Source organism: Streptomyces sp. NPDC018610, assembly GCF_044391765.1.
Classification (GTDB): domain Bacteria; phylum Actinomycetota; class Actinomycetes; order Streptomycetales; family Streptomycetaceae; genus Streptomyces.
This window is the reverse complement of record NZ_JBISAL010000015.1, coordinates 63990-78762: the sequence shown is the minus strand read 5'-3', so window position 1 is coordinate 78762 and position 14773 is coordinate 63990. Positions and strand designations below refer to the sequence as shown.

10 protein-coding genes and 2 pseudogenes are annotated in these 14773 nt (G+C 74.1%); 5 read left to right on the top strand and 7 right to left on the bottom strand.

The annotated features are described in order from the left end of the window. Positions 1 to 159: 159 nt before the first annotated feature. Both ACH5A8_RS31845 and ACH5A8_RS31840 read right to left on the bottom strand, forming a co-directional pair. Positions 160 to 582, bottom strand: coding sequence for a hypothetical protein (locus ACH5A8_RS31845; RefSeq protein WP_399007468.1), 423 nt, complete (start codon positions 580 to 582; stop codon positions 160 to 162). Positions 583 to 784: 202 nt separating this feature from the next. Continuing rightward, complete coding sequence (locus ACH5A8_RS31840; RefSeq protein ID WP_399007467.1) at positions 785 to 3001, bottom strand: PQQ-binding-like beta-propeller repeat protein; 2217 nt, start codon at positions 2999 to 3001, stop codon at positions 785 to 787. Between the two features lie 258 nt (positions 3002 to 3259). Here ACH5A8_RS31840 and ACH5A8_RS31835 point away from each other — a divergent pair, with 258 nt between their 5' ends. Beyond that, the gene (locus tag ACH5A8_RS31835) at positions 3260 to 3766 is read left to right on the top strand and encodes a cupin domain-containing protein (RefSeq protein ID WP_399007466.1); all 507 of its coding nucleotides are present in this window, start codon (positions 3260 to 3262) and stop codon (positions 3764 to 3766) included. Positions 3767 to 4033: 267 nt separating this feature from the next. Here the strand turns inward: ACH5A8_RS31835 and ACH5A8_RS31830 are convergent. Next, positions 4034 to 4609: pseudogene (locus ACH5A8_RS31830) on the bottom strand (FtsX-like permease family protein); the annotation flags it as partial. On the opposite strand from ACH5A8_RS31830, the pseudogene ACH5A8_RS31825 reads away from it, so the two are divergent. Continuing rightward, positions 4599 to 4856 (top strand): annotated as a pseudogene (locus ACH5A8_RS31825) (response regulator transcription factor); the annotation flags it as partial. The pseudogenes ACH5A8_RS31830 and ACH5A8_RS31825 sit on opposite strands and share 11 nt — an antisense overlap. Before the next feature lie 167 nt (positions 4857 to 5023). Here the strand turns inward: ACH5A8_RS31825 and ACH5A8_RS31820 are convergent. After that, positions 5024 to 5710, bottom strand: a complete 687-nt coding sequence (locus tag ACH5A8_RS31820; protein WP_399007465.1) for a nitroreductase family protein — start codon at positions 5708 to 5710, stop codon at positions 5024 to 5026. A gap of 136 nt (positions 5711 to 5846) precedes the next feature. On the opposite strand from ACH5A8_RS31820, the gene ACH5A8_RS31815 reads away from it, so the two are divergent. Continuing rightward, positions 5847 to 6350 carry an Lrp/AsnC family transcriptional regulator gene (locus ACH5A8_RS31815; RefSeq protein ID WP_399007464.1) on the top strand — a complete coding sequence of 168 codons (504 nt, stop codon included), beginning with the start codon at positions 5847 to 5849 and terminating at the stop codon, positions 6348 to 6350. Between the two features lie 126 nt (positions 6351 to 6476). Here ACH5A8_RS31815 and ACH5A8_RS31810 read toward each other — a convergent pair whose 3' ends face one another. Together ACH5A8_RS31810 and ACH5A8_RS31805 are read right to left on the bottom strand one after the other, a co-directional pair. After that, on the bottom strand, positions 6477 to 9125 hold the full coding sequence (locus ACH5A8_RS31810; RefSeq protein WP_399007463.1) for a SpoIIE family protein phosphatase: 2649 nt from the start codon (positions 9123 to 9125) through the stop codon (positions 6477 to 6479). 228 nt (positions 9126 to 9353) lie between these two features. Continuing rightward, positions 9354 to 9953 carry a TetR/AcrR family transcriptional regulator gene (locus ACH5A8_RS31805; protein WP_399007462.1) on the bottom strand — a complete coding sequence of 200 codons (600 nt, stop codon included), beginning with the start codon at positions 9951 to 9953 and terminating at the stop codon, positions 9354 to 9356. A 128-nt stretch (positions 9954 to 10081) separates the two neighbouring features. Here ACH5A8_RS31805 and ACH5A8_RS31800 point away from each other — a divergent pair, with 128 nt between their 5' ends. Together ACH5A8_RS31800 and ACH5A8_RS31795 are read left to right on the top strand one after the other, a co-directional pair. Then, positions 10082 to 11773: an amidohydrolase gene (locus ACH5A8_RS31800; protein ID WP_399007461.1), complete on the top strand. Its 1692-nt coding sequence runs from the start codon at positions 10082 to 10084 to the stop codon at positions 11771 to 11773. Then, the gene (locus tag ACH5A8_RS31795; protein ID WP_399007460.1) at positions 11766 to 13226 is read left to right on the top strand and encodes an APC family permease; all 1461 of its coding nucleotides are present in this window, start codon (positions 11766 to 11768) and stop codon (positions 13224 to 13226) included. The genes ACH5A8_RS31800 and ACH5A8_RS31795 overlap by 8 nt, the downstream gene beginning before the upstream one ends. A gap of 182 nt (positions 13227 to 13408) precedes the next feature. On the opposite strand, the gene ACH5A8_RS31790 is transcribed toward ACH5A8_RS31795, so the two are convergent. After that, entirely contained in the window at positions 13409 to 14617 is a 1209-nt protein-coding gene (locus ACH5A8_RS31790; protein ID WP_399007459.1) for a helix-turn-helix domain-containing protein, read from the bottom strand. Between the last annotated feature and the right edge of the window lie 156 nt (positions 14618 to 14773).

Genomic DNA, 14773 nt, shown 5'->3' with positions numbered 1-14773 from the left:
GGGGGGGACACAACTCGGGGGCCCGGGCCCCACCCCCCCCGGGGGTGGGGGGGTTGGGCCCGGGGCCGACGTGGCGGGCGGTGTCGTTCAGCGCGCCGTGACGTCGAAGACCGGTGACGTCGTTCAGCGCAACGTGACGTCGAAGACCGGTGACGTCGTTCAGCGCACCGTGACGTCGAAGACCGGTGACGTCGTCCTGCCGTTGACGATGCGCAGGTCGTTCTTGCCCTTGATGCCGAGCTTGACGCCCAGCGAGTAGGAGCCGCCGCGCGACACGGGGGCGGACGCGGGCAGGGAGACCCACGTGCCGTGCTGCTTCTGCTGCAGGGTCACTTTGCCGCCGGCCTTCAGGCCCGTGGTCCTGCCGGTGACCCGGAACAGCTGCCAGGCCCGGACCGAGGTCGTCGACGGCGTGGCGGTGATGCCGGCCTTGGCGGCCTGGGCCTTCTGCACCGCGGCGGCGGGCGACGCGGTGTGCGCGGCGGTGCCGGTGGCGGCCGTCGCGGTGCCCGCGAGGGCGAGAGAGGCGGCGCCAAGGGCGCCGATGACGGCCGTACGCAGAGAACGCCGCTTCGAGATCATCACTGATACGTCCCTTTCCATGGCGGAAGTGGCTTCTCTTACGGGAAGAGAGCTACATGCCGTTTGGTGTGGTCGGCCATGGAGACGGCGTGCGGGGCGCGGTCGTTCACCGGCGTTGTGTCCCCGTCCTGTAACAGCCGTTCGGCACCGGGCCGCCCGCAGGTCGCGCTGCCTGACCGCCCGGGACGGATCGCCGTCCGTGTCACTCCAGAACGGGTCTGCGGTCGGGGTGCGCCGGATCGAGGGTGAAGAGGGTGCCGTCGGAGGCCGCCAGCACCAGGGCGCCCTGGTTGAACCACACGGTGGGCAGCAGCCCGCTGTTCAGCACCTCCGCGCGGGCCGACGATTCCCACAGCAGGGTGCCGCGCGCCGCGTCGAGGGCCGCCACCCGGCCGCTCCCCCCGGCCAGGTACACGGTGCGCCCGCTCCGGTCAGCCGAGACCTGGCCCGGCGTCTCCAGGGTCGTGTGCCGCTGCCACAGCCGGGCTCCCGTCGTGGGTGAGACGGCGGTGACCAGGCCGCTGGAGGTGGCGAAGTAGAGCGTGCCGTGGGCCAGGGCCGGGACCCCTCCTCGATACCGCTCGGGCAGCGGCGTCAGCGCCCGCTCGCCGGTGCGGGGGTCGACGCGCACGATCCGGGTGTAGATCAGGTCGGGGCTGTTGGCCACGGGGCGGTCGTCCGCCTCGACGAAGACCAGCTGACCGTCCCGGACGCCGACGAAGCTCCTCGGCTGGGCGGGGGACGTCAGGGCGCGCGCGGAACCGTCGGTGGGATCGACGACGAGGAACCGGGTGGCGTGCGATCCCTCCGCCTGGGCGAGGCACTCCACGTACGGGCGGTCCTCGGCGGCGAGCAGCAGACAGTCGTACCCGGAGGGCACGGGGATCCTCCGGCGTACGGTGCCGTCGCGCGCCGAGCGGACGGTCACCGTGCCGCCGTCGCCCTCCTGCGTCAGTGTGACCCCGGCGGCGTAGGCCGAGCCCAGGCTGTCGGTGCGCACCGGGTGGGACCAGAGTCTGGCGCCGCTCGCGCCGTCGAGGGCGAGGACGGACTGCGCCTGCCCCTGGCCGCCGTCATCGGTGACCGTCAGCTCCACGAGCACCACGCCTTCGTACACGCCGAGAAGCGTCGTGATGCAGCGGTCGGCCGGCACCCCGGCGGGCGCGATGCCGGAGCGCCACAGGGTGTGCCCGGTGGTGGCGTCGATCCGTTCCGGCAGGAGCGCGGTGCCGGCGCAGTAGAGGGCGCCGTCGTCCGGTACGCAGGCCGGCGCCCTGTCGCCCTCGTACCCCGGCGCCTTCCGCACGCCCTTCTCCGCGTCCGCCGCCGCGGTCGTCTGCCACGGCTTCCAGCCGGCCGGGAGAGCGGCCCAGCGGCTGGAGGCGGTGGAGTCCACCCGCGCCGGTGTGCCCTCGCCGCCGCGCGAGCCGAGCAGGAGGCAGCCGGTCAGGGCCGCGGCCAGTACGCCGGAGACGGCCAACAGCGTCCGCGCCGCGCGCCACCGGGGGCGGCGGCCGCCGGCGGTGGCGACGCCGGCGAGAGAGGGGGCAGCACCGGGGCGCGCGGAGGGCAGCCGCAGCGTCATCGTTTCCGCTTCGCCCGGCGGCGGCTCCGGCAGGGCCTCGGCGAACGCCCGTGCCAGTTCGTCCGGTCCGGGCCGCTCGGCGGGCTCCTTGGCCAGGCAGCGCTCCAGCACCGCGCGAACGGTGCCGGTCACCCCGTCCAGGACGGGAGGGCTGTGGACCACCCGGTAGCCGGCCAGATAGGGGCTGTCGGCGTCGAAGGGGCCGCGTCCGGTGACGCAGTACACCAGCAACGCGCCGAGCGAGAAGACGTCGGAGGCCGGTCCGACCGTCCGGGCGTCGGTGAACTGCTCCGGCGACATGAAGGGCGGGGTGCCGATCACCTGCCCGGTCTCGGTGAGGGCGTGATGGCTCTCGGCCGCCCGGGAGATGCCGAAGTCGATGACGCGGGGGCCGTCGTCGGCCATCAGGACGTTGGCCGGTTTCAGGTCGCGGTGCACCACCCCGGCCCGGTGGATGTCCCGCAGTGCCTCCGCCAGGCCCAGCGCCAACGGCCGCAACTCGGCGAGGCGCAGGGGTCCTCGGTCGCGGATGCGGGCGGCGAGCGACTGGCCGGGCACGTACTGGGTGGCCATCCACGGCGACCCGGCCTCCGGATCGGCGTCCACCACGGCCGCGGTGAAGGCCCCGCTCACCCGGCGGGCGGCCTCGACCTCCTGGCGGAACCGGGCACGGAAGACAGGGTCCTCGGCGTATTCGGCGTGCACGACCTTGACGGCGACCTCGCGCCCGGAACGCGATCTGCCCAGGTAGACCATGCCCATGCCGCCGCTTCCGAGCCGGTCGGTCAGCCGGTAGCCGCCGACGGACCTCGGGTCGTCCTTGTGCAGCGGCACGGCGCCCCCCTCGCTGGCCAGCAGTTCCGGACGCCACGATACGGAACCGGAACGCCGCGGCGGCCGGGGCTCCTAGGGTGCCGGGCGGCCTTTCACAGAAGCGTCACACGTGCCGGAACGTCGACGCGGGGCAGGCGGGGACATCGACGCGTCGGGTGAGGCGGGAGCGCCGGCGCCGACGGGGCGGAGCGCCGGCGCGGATGAAGCGCGAAGGACACCGCTTGACATCATTTTCCGCGCGGCCCTAGCTTCCGAGCCATGAGCGAGCCGTTGACGACCCCCGGCGAAGGTTTCCACCCCCACCTCGGTGATGCGGCCGGACAGCCCGAAGCCCCGCCGCACACCCGACTTCACCACATCCGCGCCGACGCGCTCGACGGTGACACCGCCCAGAGCGGAGGCATGCGCAGGTTCGCCGCCATCAGCGGGAGGACGGTGGGATCCGAGAAACTCTGGATGGGACAGACCCACGTCGCCCCCTCCACCTCCTCCTCCGACCACCACCACGGCGAGTCCGAGACCGCGATCCACGTCGTCAGCGGCCACCCCGAGTTCGTCTTCCTCGACGACTCGGGCCCGGAGCCCCGAGAGGTACGGCTGCGCACCGCGCCCGGCGACTACGTCTTCGTACCGCCGTACGTCCCGCACCGCGAGGAGAATCCCGATCCCGCCGAAGAGGCCGTCGTCGTCATCGCCCGCAGCACCCAGGAGGCGATCGTCGTGAACCTCCCGCACCTGTACGCGCTGGGGCGGGAGGACGACTGACCGCACCCGTGCGCAGGGCCGCCCACCCGCCTGTCCCGCGGTTGACCGGCGGGCCGCCTCGCCCGAGGACGAGAGCGGACGGAAGCACGGGCGCGACCGGCGGGGTGAGCGGTCGAGGACGTCGGCGGCGAGAGCTTCCTCGACCCGGGCGAGGCCCCGCCGTTCGATCCCGCCGACGAGGCGGGCGCGTTCGGTCGCCTTCTGGGCGGGGCCGAGAGCCCGTGGGCCGCGGTGGCCCTGGGCGGGCTCCGGACGCGATGTCTTCCACTCGGTGCGCAGGGCCGTGGCGGTTCGGGATCCGGCGGCCCAGCCGACGGGCAGCAGCGCGCCCACGACGGCGATGAGCAGGCCGCCGAGTGCGAGCGGGAGCAGTTCGGTCCCGCCGTAGACGGCGATGACGGAACGGGGCAGACGCAGCCCCACGCTGTCGCCCATGGCGGGGACGATCCAGCCGTGCAGGGCCACGCCGACGGGCACGCCCAGGGCGCCCGCGACCAGCCCGGTCAGGACGACCGAGGTGAGGACCATCGCGACGGTCTGGCGAGGGGTCATGCCGAGCGCCGGGTGGACACCGAGCTCCCGGACGCGCTCGCGGGTGTCGAGCAGCACGCCGTTGAGCACGCCGAGCGCGGCGACGGCGACGAGCATCAGCGTGAGGAGCGCGGACAGCGCGGCGAGCGTGGCGACCATGTCGCCGCCGGCGTCGGGCCCGCCGGCCTCGGCGGTGACCCCCAGCGGTGATACATCCCTGTTCAACGCGGCGACGTAGGCGGCCACATCGGTGCCGGACGTGACGGTGATGTGATGGCTCGTCTCCGTGAGGTCGGGATGGGCCGCCGCGAGGGGCGACCTCGCCTCGCTCACCCCGCGCGAGCTGGAGGTCTTCGGCCTGCTGGCCCGAGGACTGAGCAACGCCGAACTCGCCGCCCGCCTCCACCTCGCCGAGGCGACCGTCAAGACGCACGTCGCCCGCACCCTCGCCGAACTCGGACTCCGCGACCGTGTCCAGGCCGTCATCGTCGCCTACGAGACGGGACTGGTCAGCGCCGGCGTACGCGAGAGCGCCCGGCAGCCCACCGAGCGGACGTAGCCGGAGCCGAGAGCGGACCGGCACCCGCGGCCGGCCGCCGAGGGCGATCGTGACCGGTGACCGGTGACCGCGTGGGTGCGGCGGCCGGACGCCGGCCGCCCCGCACGGCGGACCGGTCCCCGGCGCCGGGGAGGACCGCCGCACACGCGCCGCCGGGCCCGGCCGGGTCAGGACGGGCCCGGGCTCTCGGCGGTCGCCTCCGCCAGTGACTTGCGAGCCAGGTCGGGGACCTCGCAGTCGGCGGCGGCGTAGCCGACGGGGAAGAGGATGTACGGCCGTTCGTTGCCGGGCCGCCCGCAGATCTCGGTGAGGAAGCCCATCGGGTTGGGCGTGTGGGTCAGGGTGCTCAGTCCCATCGCGTGCAGGGCGGCGATGAAGAAGCCGCACGCGATGCCCACGCTCTCGTTGACGTAGTAGTTCTTGCGCAGCGAACCGTCCGGCATCGCGGTGCTCTTCTCGGCGAAGCAGACGACGATCCACGGCACCACGTCGAGGAAGCTCTTGTCCGAACTCGTCTCCAGACGCGCGAGCGCGGCGCGCCACTCGGGCGGGATCCGTCCGCCCTCGTAGTTGACCCGCTCCTCCTCCTCGGCGGCGACCCGGATGCGGTGCTTGGTCGCGGCGTCGCCGATCACGGCGAACTTCCACGGCTGGAAGTGGGCGCCGGAGGGTGCGGTGTTCGCCGCGGCGACGGCGAGGTCGACGCATGTGCGCGGGACCGGCTCGTCACTGAAGAACCGCACGCTGCGCCGGCGATCGAGGAACGACACGAAGTCCTTCCCGCGCCGGATCGTCTCGGCCTCGTCGTACCGCTCGGGCCGGTAAGGGACGAACGGGTGGGTGTGCTGCCTCACGACTGCTCCTCATCGGCCGGGAGCCCACAGCGTGGGCCATCGACATCCGCATGGGCAACAGACTCCGCGCCGCCTTGCTAATCTGACGAAGAATGAGGCTTCAGGCTGCCTGGGACATGACAGATCGGCAGATGTGGTGGCACGCCAGGGACTCGACGCGCTCGACGGCCGGATGCTGCGCCTGCTCCGCGAGCGCCCGCGCGAGGGCCTGCTGGAGATCGCCCGCCGGCTCGGCGTCGCGCGCGGCACGTTGCAGGCACGCCTGGACCGCCTGACCGCCTCCGGTGTGGTGACCGGGTACGGACCGGACGTGGACGTCGCCGCTCTCGGGCACGTGGTCGAGGCGTTCACCACGTTCGAGGTGGACCAGCCGGCCCGCGAGGCCATCGTCGCGCGCCTGCGGGCCGTGCCGCAGATCCTGGAGGCGCACATCGTGACGGGCCCCGGCGACATCTGGTGCCGCATCGCGGGCACGAGCAACCAGCACGTGCAACAGGTGATCGACCACGTCCTCGAAGTGCCGGGCGTCCGCCGCAGCAGGACGGTCATCGCACTGGACGCGGTCATCCCTTACCGGGCCCAGCCCCTGGTCGACGAGGTGGCCGGGTTGTCGGGGGATGCGGACGCCCACCGCGGATGACGACGGACGTGCGCCGTCTCGCGGGGGCCCGGCGGCCGGCGGGCGGCGGTCCCGGAACCGGCCGCCCCGCGCCCGTCACCGGCAAAGCGGCCACAGCGCGCGGCGCCCGGCGACGACCCGGGCCGGTCAGGGCGGAGGCGTCGTGCGCAGGGCGAGGACGGCCACGTCGTCGGTGCTGTCGGCGGCGAGACCGATGAGGAGTTCGTCGCAGAACACGTCGAGCGGCTCACGGGCCAGCGCGGCGGCGTGCCGGCGGAGCCGGGACATGGCCTCGTCGAGGGATTCGCCCCGGCGTTCGATGAGACCGTCGGTGTAGAGCAGCAACGTGGAATCCGGCGGCAGGATGTCGCACGCGGTGGGACGGGGCAGCTCCGGATCCATGCCGATCAGTACGCCCGAGCCGGCGTCGAGGTAGCGGGTGTCGCCGTCCTTGGTGATCAGCAGTGGCGGCAGGTGCCCGGCGGCGGCGTGGTGCAGGAGTCTCGACCCGTCGCCGACGCCGTCGCTCTCCTTGACCACGGCGTAGATGCAGGTCGCGGTGGCGTGGCGGTAGAGGGTGTGACTGGCCAGGTCAAGCCGGCGCAGCACGTCGCCGGCCGGTTCCTGGCGGTCGACGGCGATGCCGCGCAGCATGTTGCGCAGCGCGCTCATCGCCACGGCGGCCTTCAGGTCGTGCCCGGTGACGTCCCCGATCACCAGGACGAGGCCGCCGTCGCCCGGCAGCAGGAAGGCGTCGTACCAGTCACCGCCGATGTTCGCCGTGCTGGACGAGGGCGCGTAGCGGGCGGCCAGTTGCAGGTCGTCCGTGTCGGGGAGCTCGGGCAGCAGGGAGCGCTGGAGGCGTTCGGCGATCTGCCGGGTCTCCTGGTAGAGCAGGGCGTTGTCGACCCACAGCGCGAGTTCGCCGGCCACGTCCGCGAGCAGGGGCAGATCGTCCCCGGTGAACGACCTCTGCCTGCTGAGCCGGACCACGGTCAGGGCGCCCAGGACTTCCCGGCGGGCCCGCAGCGGCGCGATGACGGCGCTGCTCACGCCGAGCTGTTCGAACAGCTCCAGCTGCCGCGCGTCCAGCGGGCCGGTGCACCGCTCGGGCGAGGGGCTGTCGGTGAGCAGCAGCGGCCCCGCCCCGCGCAGCACCCGGGCCAGGGAGCCCTGGGAGGTCCCGGTCACCGGCGGGAGCGGGCCCTCGAACGCCTCCGGCGGCAGCCCCGCGGGGTCGCGGTGCACCACGCAGAACCGCCGCACCCGGCCGTGCTCGTCCAGCAGGTCCACCACACACCAGTCGGCCAGCCGTTCGACGAGGATCTGGCACACCCGGCGCACTCGCTCCGCGAGGTGCGGCGGTGTGAGGGCCAGCGCGCTCCTGATGTCGGCGGGCAGCGACAGCCGCTCCGGCGCCGCGGGGCCGCCGTCGGCCGACCCGCCGCCCCGCGCCCCGTCCCGCACGGCGACGGGCCGTGCCGGCGCCGCGTGCGGCTCCGGGACCAGCCGGTTCGGCACGGACGTGTGCGCGGGGGACGCGGGGACGCTCGCCCGGGGGATGAGCTGGGCGACGAACACGGTACGGCCGTCGGCCGCCTCCTGGGTCTGGATGAACAGGCGGACCGGGACCAGCCGCCCGTCGCGGTGCAGCGCCGGCAGCGGTACGGAGCGGCCCAGGATCCGGGGTTCACCGGTCAGCAGGAGCGAGGTGAACGCCGAGACATGGCGCCCGCGCAGGTGTTCGGGGATGAGGGCCGTGATCCGCTGCCCGACCAGCTCGCCCGCGGCCCAGCCCAGCAGGTCCGCCGCGGGGCCGTTGACCGCGATGATCCGGCCGGCGTCGTCCGCCGTGATCGTCGGCACCCGGCTGGCCCCCACCTGCCGGGCGTCCCACGGCGCCAGCTCCGACGGCCGCGCGCTCGGCTCCCGGGGCACCAGCGTCCACGCGGCGGGGTGGGCGCCCGCGAGCTGACCGGTGATCTCGTCGAACAGCCAGCGGTGGAAGGCGCTGATGTGCGGGAGGGCCGGCCGGCCGAGCAGGCGCTCCTGACGGGCCGTCTCCTCGGCCAGGTCGAGCACCCGGCGCAAGGTGGTCACGCCCGCGGCGGCGTTCGCCGGGACGGGCAGGGCGAGGGTGCGGATGTCCGGGTCGTCCTGCCGGCCCGCCACCGCCGCCGCCACGCACGCGCTGATCAGGTTGTTGGTGTCGTGGGCGGCGAGCAGGTCCGCGGACGGCAGCCCGAAGGCGTCGCCGGCGAGGCCGGCCAGCACGAGTTCACGCAGCAGCGCGTGCCGGTGCTGGCGCGCCGCCGAGTACAGCGCGTACGGCAGATCGACCAGGGTGACGGTCCCGGCCGGACCGGGCAGCGGCGCCCTCGGCCGGAAGACGTCGGACGACGACGGCGTCGCGCCCGGCCGCAGCTCGAACCACACGGTCTTGTGGTCCTCGGCGACGTCGACGCCGTGCCGGCCGGCCAGCCGACCCACGACGTCCAGTCCCCAGCCGGTGGCGGCGTACAGATGCCCCTGCCGGGGCACCACGACACACTCCGGCCTGCGGTCGCCGACCCCCACCCGCACGGTCTCGCCGGAGGCCCGTACCTCCACGTCGATCTCGGTGCGCGCGTGCAGCACCGCGTTGGTCACCAGCTCACCGGTCAGCAGCTCGGCGGTGTCCACCACCTCCGGATCGGCTCCCTCCAGCACCGTCCGTACGAATCGTCTGGCCGCCGCCGCGCTCTGTGGGTGCGGAGGAAACCGCCGCGCCGCTTCCCGCGGGTCAGGGCTGCCCATGCGCCCAGTGTGCCGTCCCCGGACGTGCCCGGCGGCCCCATGAGCCCGGTACGCGCCGATCGGCCCACCGCGCGTACCGCCGACCGAGTGGCCTCCCGTCGGCGGACCGACGTCAGGGGTGGAGAACGGTGATCACCCCGACCCGGGGTGTGAACGTCACCTCGCCGTGCGCGACCCGCGGTGGGGTCCCGGTCCGCGGCTCGGGGCGATGCGCCGACGACTGGCTCCTCACACGGCCGGCGCGCCGAACACCCGCGCGGCGTCGAACATCGCCTCGACGGCCCGTCGCACGCTGATCCGGCTGTTGCCGGACACGATATGCAGTCCGTACGCGTCCTCCAGCGCCACGAGGTTGAGGGCCGCCGTCGACGTGTCCAGCGAGAGGTCGAACACCCCGGCGCCGGCCCCCCGCTCCAGCACGGTCCGATACGTGGCCAGTTGCCGCTCGTACATCGCCTCGACCAGCGTGGTGTGCAGCGGTGAGCTCCCCGCCACCACGTCGAACTCGTACAGCAGGCGCATCAGCGCGTCGTCGGGGCCCGTCGGGAGCCCGGCGCGGATCGTCTCCCCCAGCAGCCGTGCCGGGTCCGCGATCGTGTCCCGCAGCGCGTCGCGCCGGTCGCAGAAGCGTTCCATGCCCGCGCGGTAGGCCTCGCTCAGCAGCGCGTCCAGGTCGTCGTAGTAGTACAGGACCGCCCCTCGGGTCAGCCCCGCCCTGCGTGCCACGTCCGCGAGCGAGAGGGAGCGCAGCCCGGTGCTGGCGGTGGTGTCGATCACCGCCTGGATGAGGTGGGCGCGGCGTTCGTCCTGGTTCTTGGGGCGGGCCATGCCCTTGACAGTAGCCGAGAACCTCATGACACTCGACCCATTCTTTGACGCTGACGTAAAAAAACTCGCTCACCGTCTCCGTGCGCCCTCGCGCCCGTTCGCAGTGCCACCCAGAACCGAGGACCACCATGCTCGACACCCTGATCACCGGCGCACGTGTGCGCACCTTCGACGACGCCCGGCCCTGGGCCGGCGCCGTCGGCGTCACCGGCGGGCGCATCGCCTTCGTGGGCGAGGAGACGGACGCCCCCGCCGCCCGCGAGCACCGCCGCCTGGACGGTGGCCTGCTCACCCCCGGCATCATCGACAGCCACAACCACCTGCTGCTCGGCTTCGACCCCGACGCCGTCAGCCTGGAGGGGGCCGACACACTGGAGGAGGTCCGCCGCCGCCTCGCCGAACTCGCCGGCGCGCGCCCGGACCTCACCTGGATCTGCGCCGAGAACGCGGTCTACTCGGTGGTCCACGGCCGCCGCCCCCACGCCCGCGACCTGGCCGGCATCACCTCCCGCCCCGTCTTCGTCACCACCTACGACCAGCACTCGGTCTGGCTCAACGACGCCGCCGTCCGCGCCCTGGGCCTGGACGACGGCGGCGACATCCCCTGGGGCCGCCCGGAGCGGGACGCCGACGGCCGCGCGACCGGATGGGTCACCGACTTCTACACCAGCGCCATGACGACGGCGGGCCTGGCCGGCCTGCAGCGCGACATCCCCATGTACGCGCCGCAGCGGCGCTACCGCAAACTGCTCGGCAGCCTGGAGACGGCCACCGCCGCCGGCATCACCACCGTCGTCGAACCGCAGGTCCCGCTCGCCGAGATCGACCTGTTCCGGCGCGCCCAGGACGAAGGACGCCTCAGCTCCCGCGTCATCGCGGCGCTCTTCCACCCCATGGGCTCCGACGGCGCGTTCCGGCGGGAGTTGCGCGCGGCGGCGGACGCCGCCCCGAGCGGCGACCGTCTGGCGTTCGGCCCCGTCAAGCTCTACGCCGACGACGTCATCGAACCCCACAACGCCTGGATGCTGGAGGACTACGCCAACCGGCCCGGCCACCGCGGCCACCCCTCCGCGCCGCTGGGCGAGCTCACCGAGGTCGTCACCGAACTGGACCGCCTCGGTTTCCAGACCCACACCCACGCCACCGGCGACGGCGGCATCCGCCTCGCCCTGGACGCCGTCGAGCACGCCGCGCGCGTCAACGGCACCCGCGACCGCCGCCACGGCATCGTGCACGTCGAGTGCCTCGACCCCGAGGACCTGCCGCGCTTCGCCCGGCTCGGCGTCACCGCCGCCATGCAGCCGCGCCACTGCTCCCCCGACCTCGTGGCCGGCACCTGGATGGAGAACGTCGGCGAGGCCCGCTGGGACCGGGCCTGGCGGCTGCGCTCCCTCATGGCGTCCGGCGCCCACGTCGCCCTCTCCAGCGACTGGCAGGTGGGGGAGATGGACCCGCTGGTCGGCTTCTACTCGGCCCTCACCCGGGCCGGCCTGGACGGCAGGGACGCCTGGACCCCGGCGGAGCGCCTGGGGCTCGACGAGACGCTGCGCGGCTACACCGCCGAGGGCGCCTGGGCCTGGCACCGGGAGGACGAGTACGGCGTCATCCGCGAGGGCGCCAGGGCGGACCTCGTCGCGTGGTCCGAGGACCTCTACGCACTCGAGGCGGACCCGTCGGCACTGCTGCAGCAGCGGGCCGAGGTCACCTGGGTGGGCGGCGAGGTCGTCCACGAGGCCGCCACGGCGCGCGCCACCGCAGGCCACTACGGCGCGCTCACCTCCTGTTCCGCGCACACCGAAGGCGGTCACACCCATGCCTGACGCCTCCTCGCGGGCCGCCGGGGCCGCCTCCACCGACTCCGGCACCACCCCGACCGACTCCAAGGTCACCGCGACCACCGTCGAGGGCGCCGTCGCCGGGCAGGGCGACGGCACCCCGGGCGGCGCCGGGCTGCGACGCGGCCTGAAACTGCGCCACATCGTCTTCCTCGGCCTGGCCTTCATGGCGCCCCTGGCGGTGTTCGACACCTTCGGCCTGGTCTCCGAGGCGACCGACGGCCATGTGCCGCTGGCCTACCTGGCCGTCCTCGTCGCGGTGGGCCTCACCGCGCTCAGCTACGCCCGGATGGCCCGCCGCATCACCTCCGCCGGCTCCGTGTACACCTACGCCGGCAAGGCGCTCGGGGCGCCCGTGGGCTTCCTGGTGGGCTGGTCCGCCACGCTGGACTACGTCCTGCTGCCCATGCTCAACGCCCTGCTGGCCGCGATCTACATGGGCGCCGTCCTGCCCGCGGTCCCGGCCTGGGTGTGGGTGCTGTCCACCGTGGTGATCTGCACGGCGCTGAACCTGGTGGGCGTGCGACTGGCCGCCCGAGTGAACGTGGCACTCGTGATCGTCCAGGCCGGGGTGGCCGTCGCGTTCCTCGTCCTCGCGGCGCGCGCCGTCGTCACCCACGGCCGGTCCTTCCAGGCCACCGGTTTCGACCCGGCCACGGTGCCGCTGCCCGACCTGTTCGGCGGCGCGTCGCTGCTGGCCCTGTCCTTCCTGGGTTTCGACGCCGTCTCCACGCTCTCGGAGGAGGCCGAGCGCCCGCGCCGGGACATCCCGAGGGCCATCCTGCTCATCGTGGCCGCCGCCGGGGTGTTCTTCCTCGCCGTCACCTACGTCATGCAGACGCTCTTCCCGGACGTCGCGGCCGTGGGCGACATCGTGGGCGCCTCGCCGCGGATCGCCCGGTACATCGGGGGCGCCGCGTTCCAGGCCGTGTTCGTGGGCGGGTATCTCACCGCCGTCCTCGGGTGCGGCCTGACGCAGCAGATGAGCGCGGCGCGGCTGCTGTTCGCCATGGGCCGCGACGGGATGCTGCCGCGCGCGGTCTTCGGCCGGGTCGATCCGCGCACCGGCGTCCCCGCCGCCAACGTGCTCGTCGTGGGTGTCATCGCCGCCTCCGCCGTCTTCCTGGACCTCGGCAGCGCCGCGTCGCTGATCAACTTCGGCGCCTACGTCGCCTTCGCCGCGGTGAACCTCGCGGTGATCGGCTTCTGGGTGCGCGACCGGCGCGCGGGGCGGGCAAAGGCCCGCGGGCCCGCCGCCGCCGTGCTGCAACTGCTGCTGCCGGCGCTCGGGTTCGTCGTGAACGTGGCCCTGTGGGTCAGCCTGGACACCCCGGCCAAGGTCGTGGGCGTCGTCTGGGCGCTGGCGGGCGTCGGGATCCTCGCCGTGCGCTCGGGCGGGTTCCGCCGTCCGGTGCGGACACCGGACCTGGAGGAGTGAGCGCCCCTCGTCGGCATCGCCCGGCGGCGGGGGCCGCCCGCCGGCCGGTCCTCAGGCGCGGCGAGGACGTCGTCGGCCGCCGACCGGATCTCCTCGGCCGGCGGGAGCGACCGCGTCGACCGGCGGTCCCGGCACGGCGACAGCCGCCGGCCGCGGTCCCGCACCGCGCGGCACCGGGAGGGTCATTCACCGACGCCGCTCCGCAGGTGGAGCGAGCGCAGCACCGCCTCCAGGGCGAAGCGGTGGTCGGGGTCGGTGAGGCGGTCGCCGAGACGGGAGTCCAGGTTCCGCAGGCGGTAGCGCACCGTCTGGGCGTGCACGCCGAGGATCTCGCCGACCTGTTCCGCGGTGGCGCGGGTGGACACGTGCACCCGCAGGGTGTCCAGGAGCCGGTCCCGCCGGCTGGCGGGCAGTTCGCGCAGGGGGGCCAGTTCCCTGGCCGCCACCTGGGACATGAGGGGCGGGTCGGACAGCAGCCAGAGGGTCACCAGGTGGTCCTCGCAGCAGATCAGCGGCGCGTCGGCCAGGACACCCTCGTCGACGAGCTGCAACGTGCGCCGGGCCCAGCGCACGGAGTCGGCCGCCTGGTCGTGCGGCACGGTCAGCCCCACCGCGGCGTGCGTGCCGGCCAGGGCCGTCTCCAGCATCGCCAGGCGCTGCGGGGTCAGGGGTCCCGGGAACAGCAGGTGCGGCTGGGGGATGTCCAGGTCGGCCAGGACGTCCCCCGCGAGCCCTGCCTCCAGCTGCTCGGGCACGGGTGCGCGCAGTGCGACGAGGGTGACCTCGGGCGGCAGTTGCCAGGCGGCGGCCTCGCACAGTTCCATGACGGTCGACTGGGACAGAGGCGGGGCGGCCAGGATCAGATGCAGCAACTTCCGCCGCAGCGCGGAGACTTCGGACGCGGCCCGCGACTGCACCTCGATGTAGCCCTCGCGGGAGATCGCCTCCAGCTCCTCGACGTAGGCGAACAGGGCGTCGGCGAAGGCCAGGATGACGGTGGCGGAGAGGTGGTAGTGCCGGCCCACGGCCTTGGCGCGGCGCAGGGCGACCCGCGCCCCGAGCCGGTACGCGCCCTGGAGGGTGCCCAGGTCGCGGCCCTCGTAGGCCTCGACGCGCCCGAACTTGCGCAGCAGCTCGTCGCGCAGCGCGGAGTCCTTGCCGGGTTCGGCGACGCGGTCCACGAAGGCGGACAGGGCCTGTTCGACGCCCTGGCGGATGGCGTCCGCGTTCGGCCCGTTGAGCAGGCGGCCGTACACGGGATAGGCGCGGATGACCTCCAGTCGTATCTCCTTCATGAGCCCGGGTAATTCCGGTCTGATGAGGGCCGCGAACTCCCTGGGCAGGGGGTCGAGCGGTTCTCCGAGTTCCGGTGGCCTCATGGTTGAAGGCATGAGTCTGTCGTTCCTCGCTCTCGACGCGCCTGGTGGGGGAGAGCGGCCGGGGGGGGGGGGGGGGGGGGCCGCCGGGGGGGCGCCCCCCCCCCGCCGCGCGCGGCTCGGGGGGGGGGGGGGTGGTGAGAAAATAAACCGCCAGGTGCTCCAGGGCGC

Excerpts from the sequence above, each read along its gene's own strand:
- ACH5A8_RS31800 (WP_399007461.1), top strand. The coding sequence starts at position 10,082 with ATGCTCGACACCCTGATCACCGGCGCACGTGTGCGCACCTTCGACGAC.
- ACH5A8_RS31835 (WP_399007466.1), top strand. The coding sequence starts at position 3,260 with ATGAGCGAGCCGTTGACGACCCCCGGCGAAGGTTTCCACCCCCACCTC.
- ACH5A8_RS31845 (WP_399007468.1), bottom strand. The coding sequence starts at position 582 with ATGATCTCGAAGCGGCGTTCTCTGCGTACGGCCGTCATCGGCGCCCTT.
- ACH5A8_RS31790 (WP_399007459.1), bottom strand. The coding sequence starts at position 14,617 with ATGCCTTCAACCATGAGGCCACCGGAACTCGGAGAACCGCTCGACCCC.
- ACH5A8_RS31810 (WP_399007463.1), bottom strand. The coding sequence starts at position 9,125 with ATGGGCAGCCCTGACCCGCGGGAAGCGGCGCGGCGGTTTCCTCCGCAC.
- ACH5A8_RS31805 (WP_399007462.1), bottom strand. The coding sequence starts at position 9,953 with ATGGCCCGCCCCAAGAACCAGGACGAACGCCGCGCCCACCTCATCCAG.
- ACH5A8_RS31795 (WP_399007460.1), top strand. The coding sequence starts at position 11,766 with ATGCCTGACGCCTCCTCGCGGGCCGCCGGGGCCGCCTCCACCGACTCC.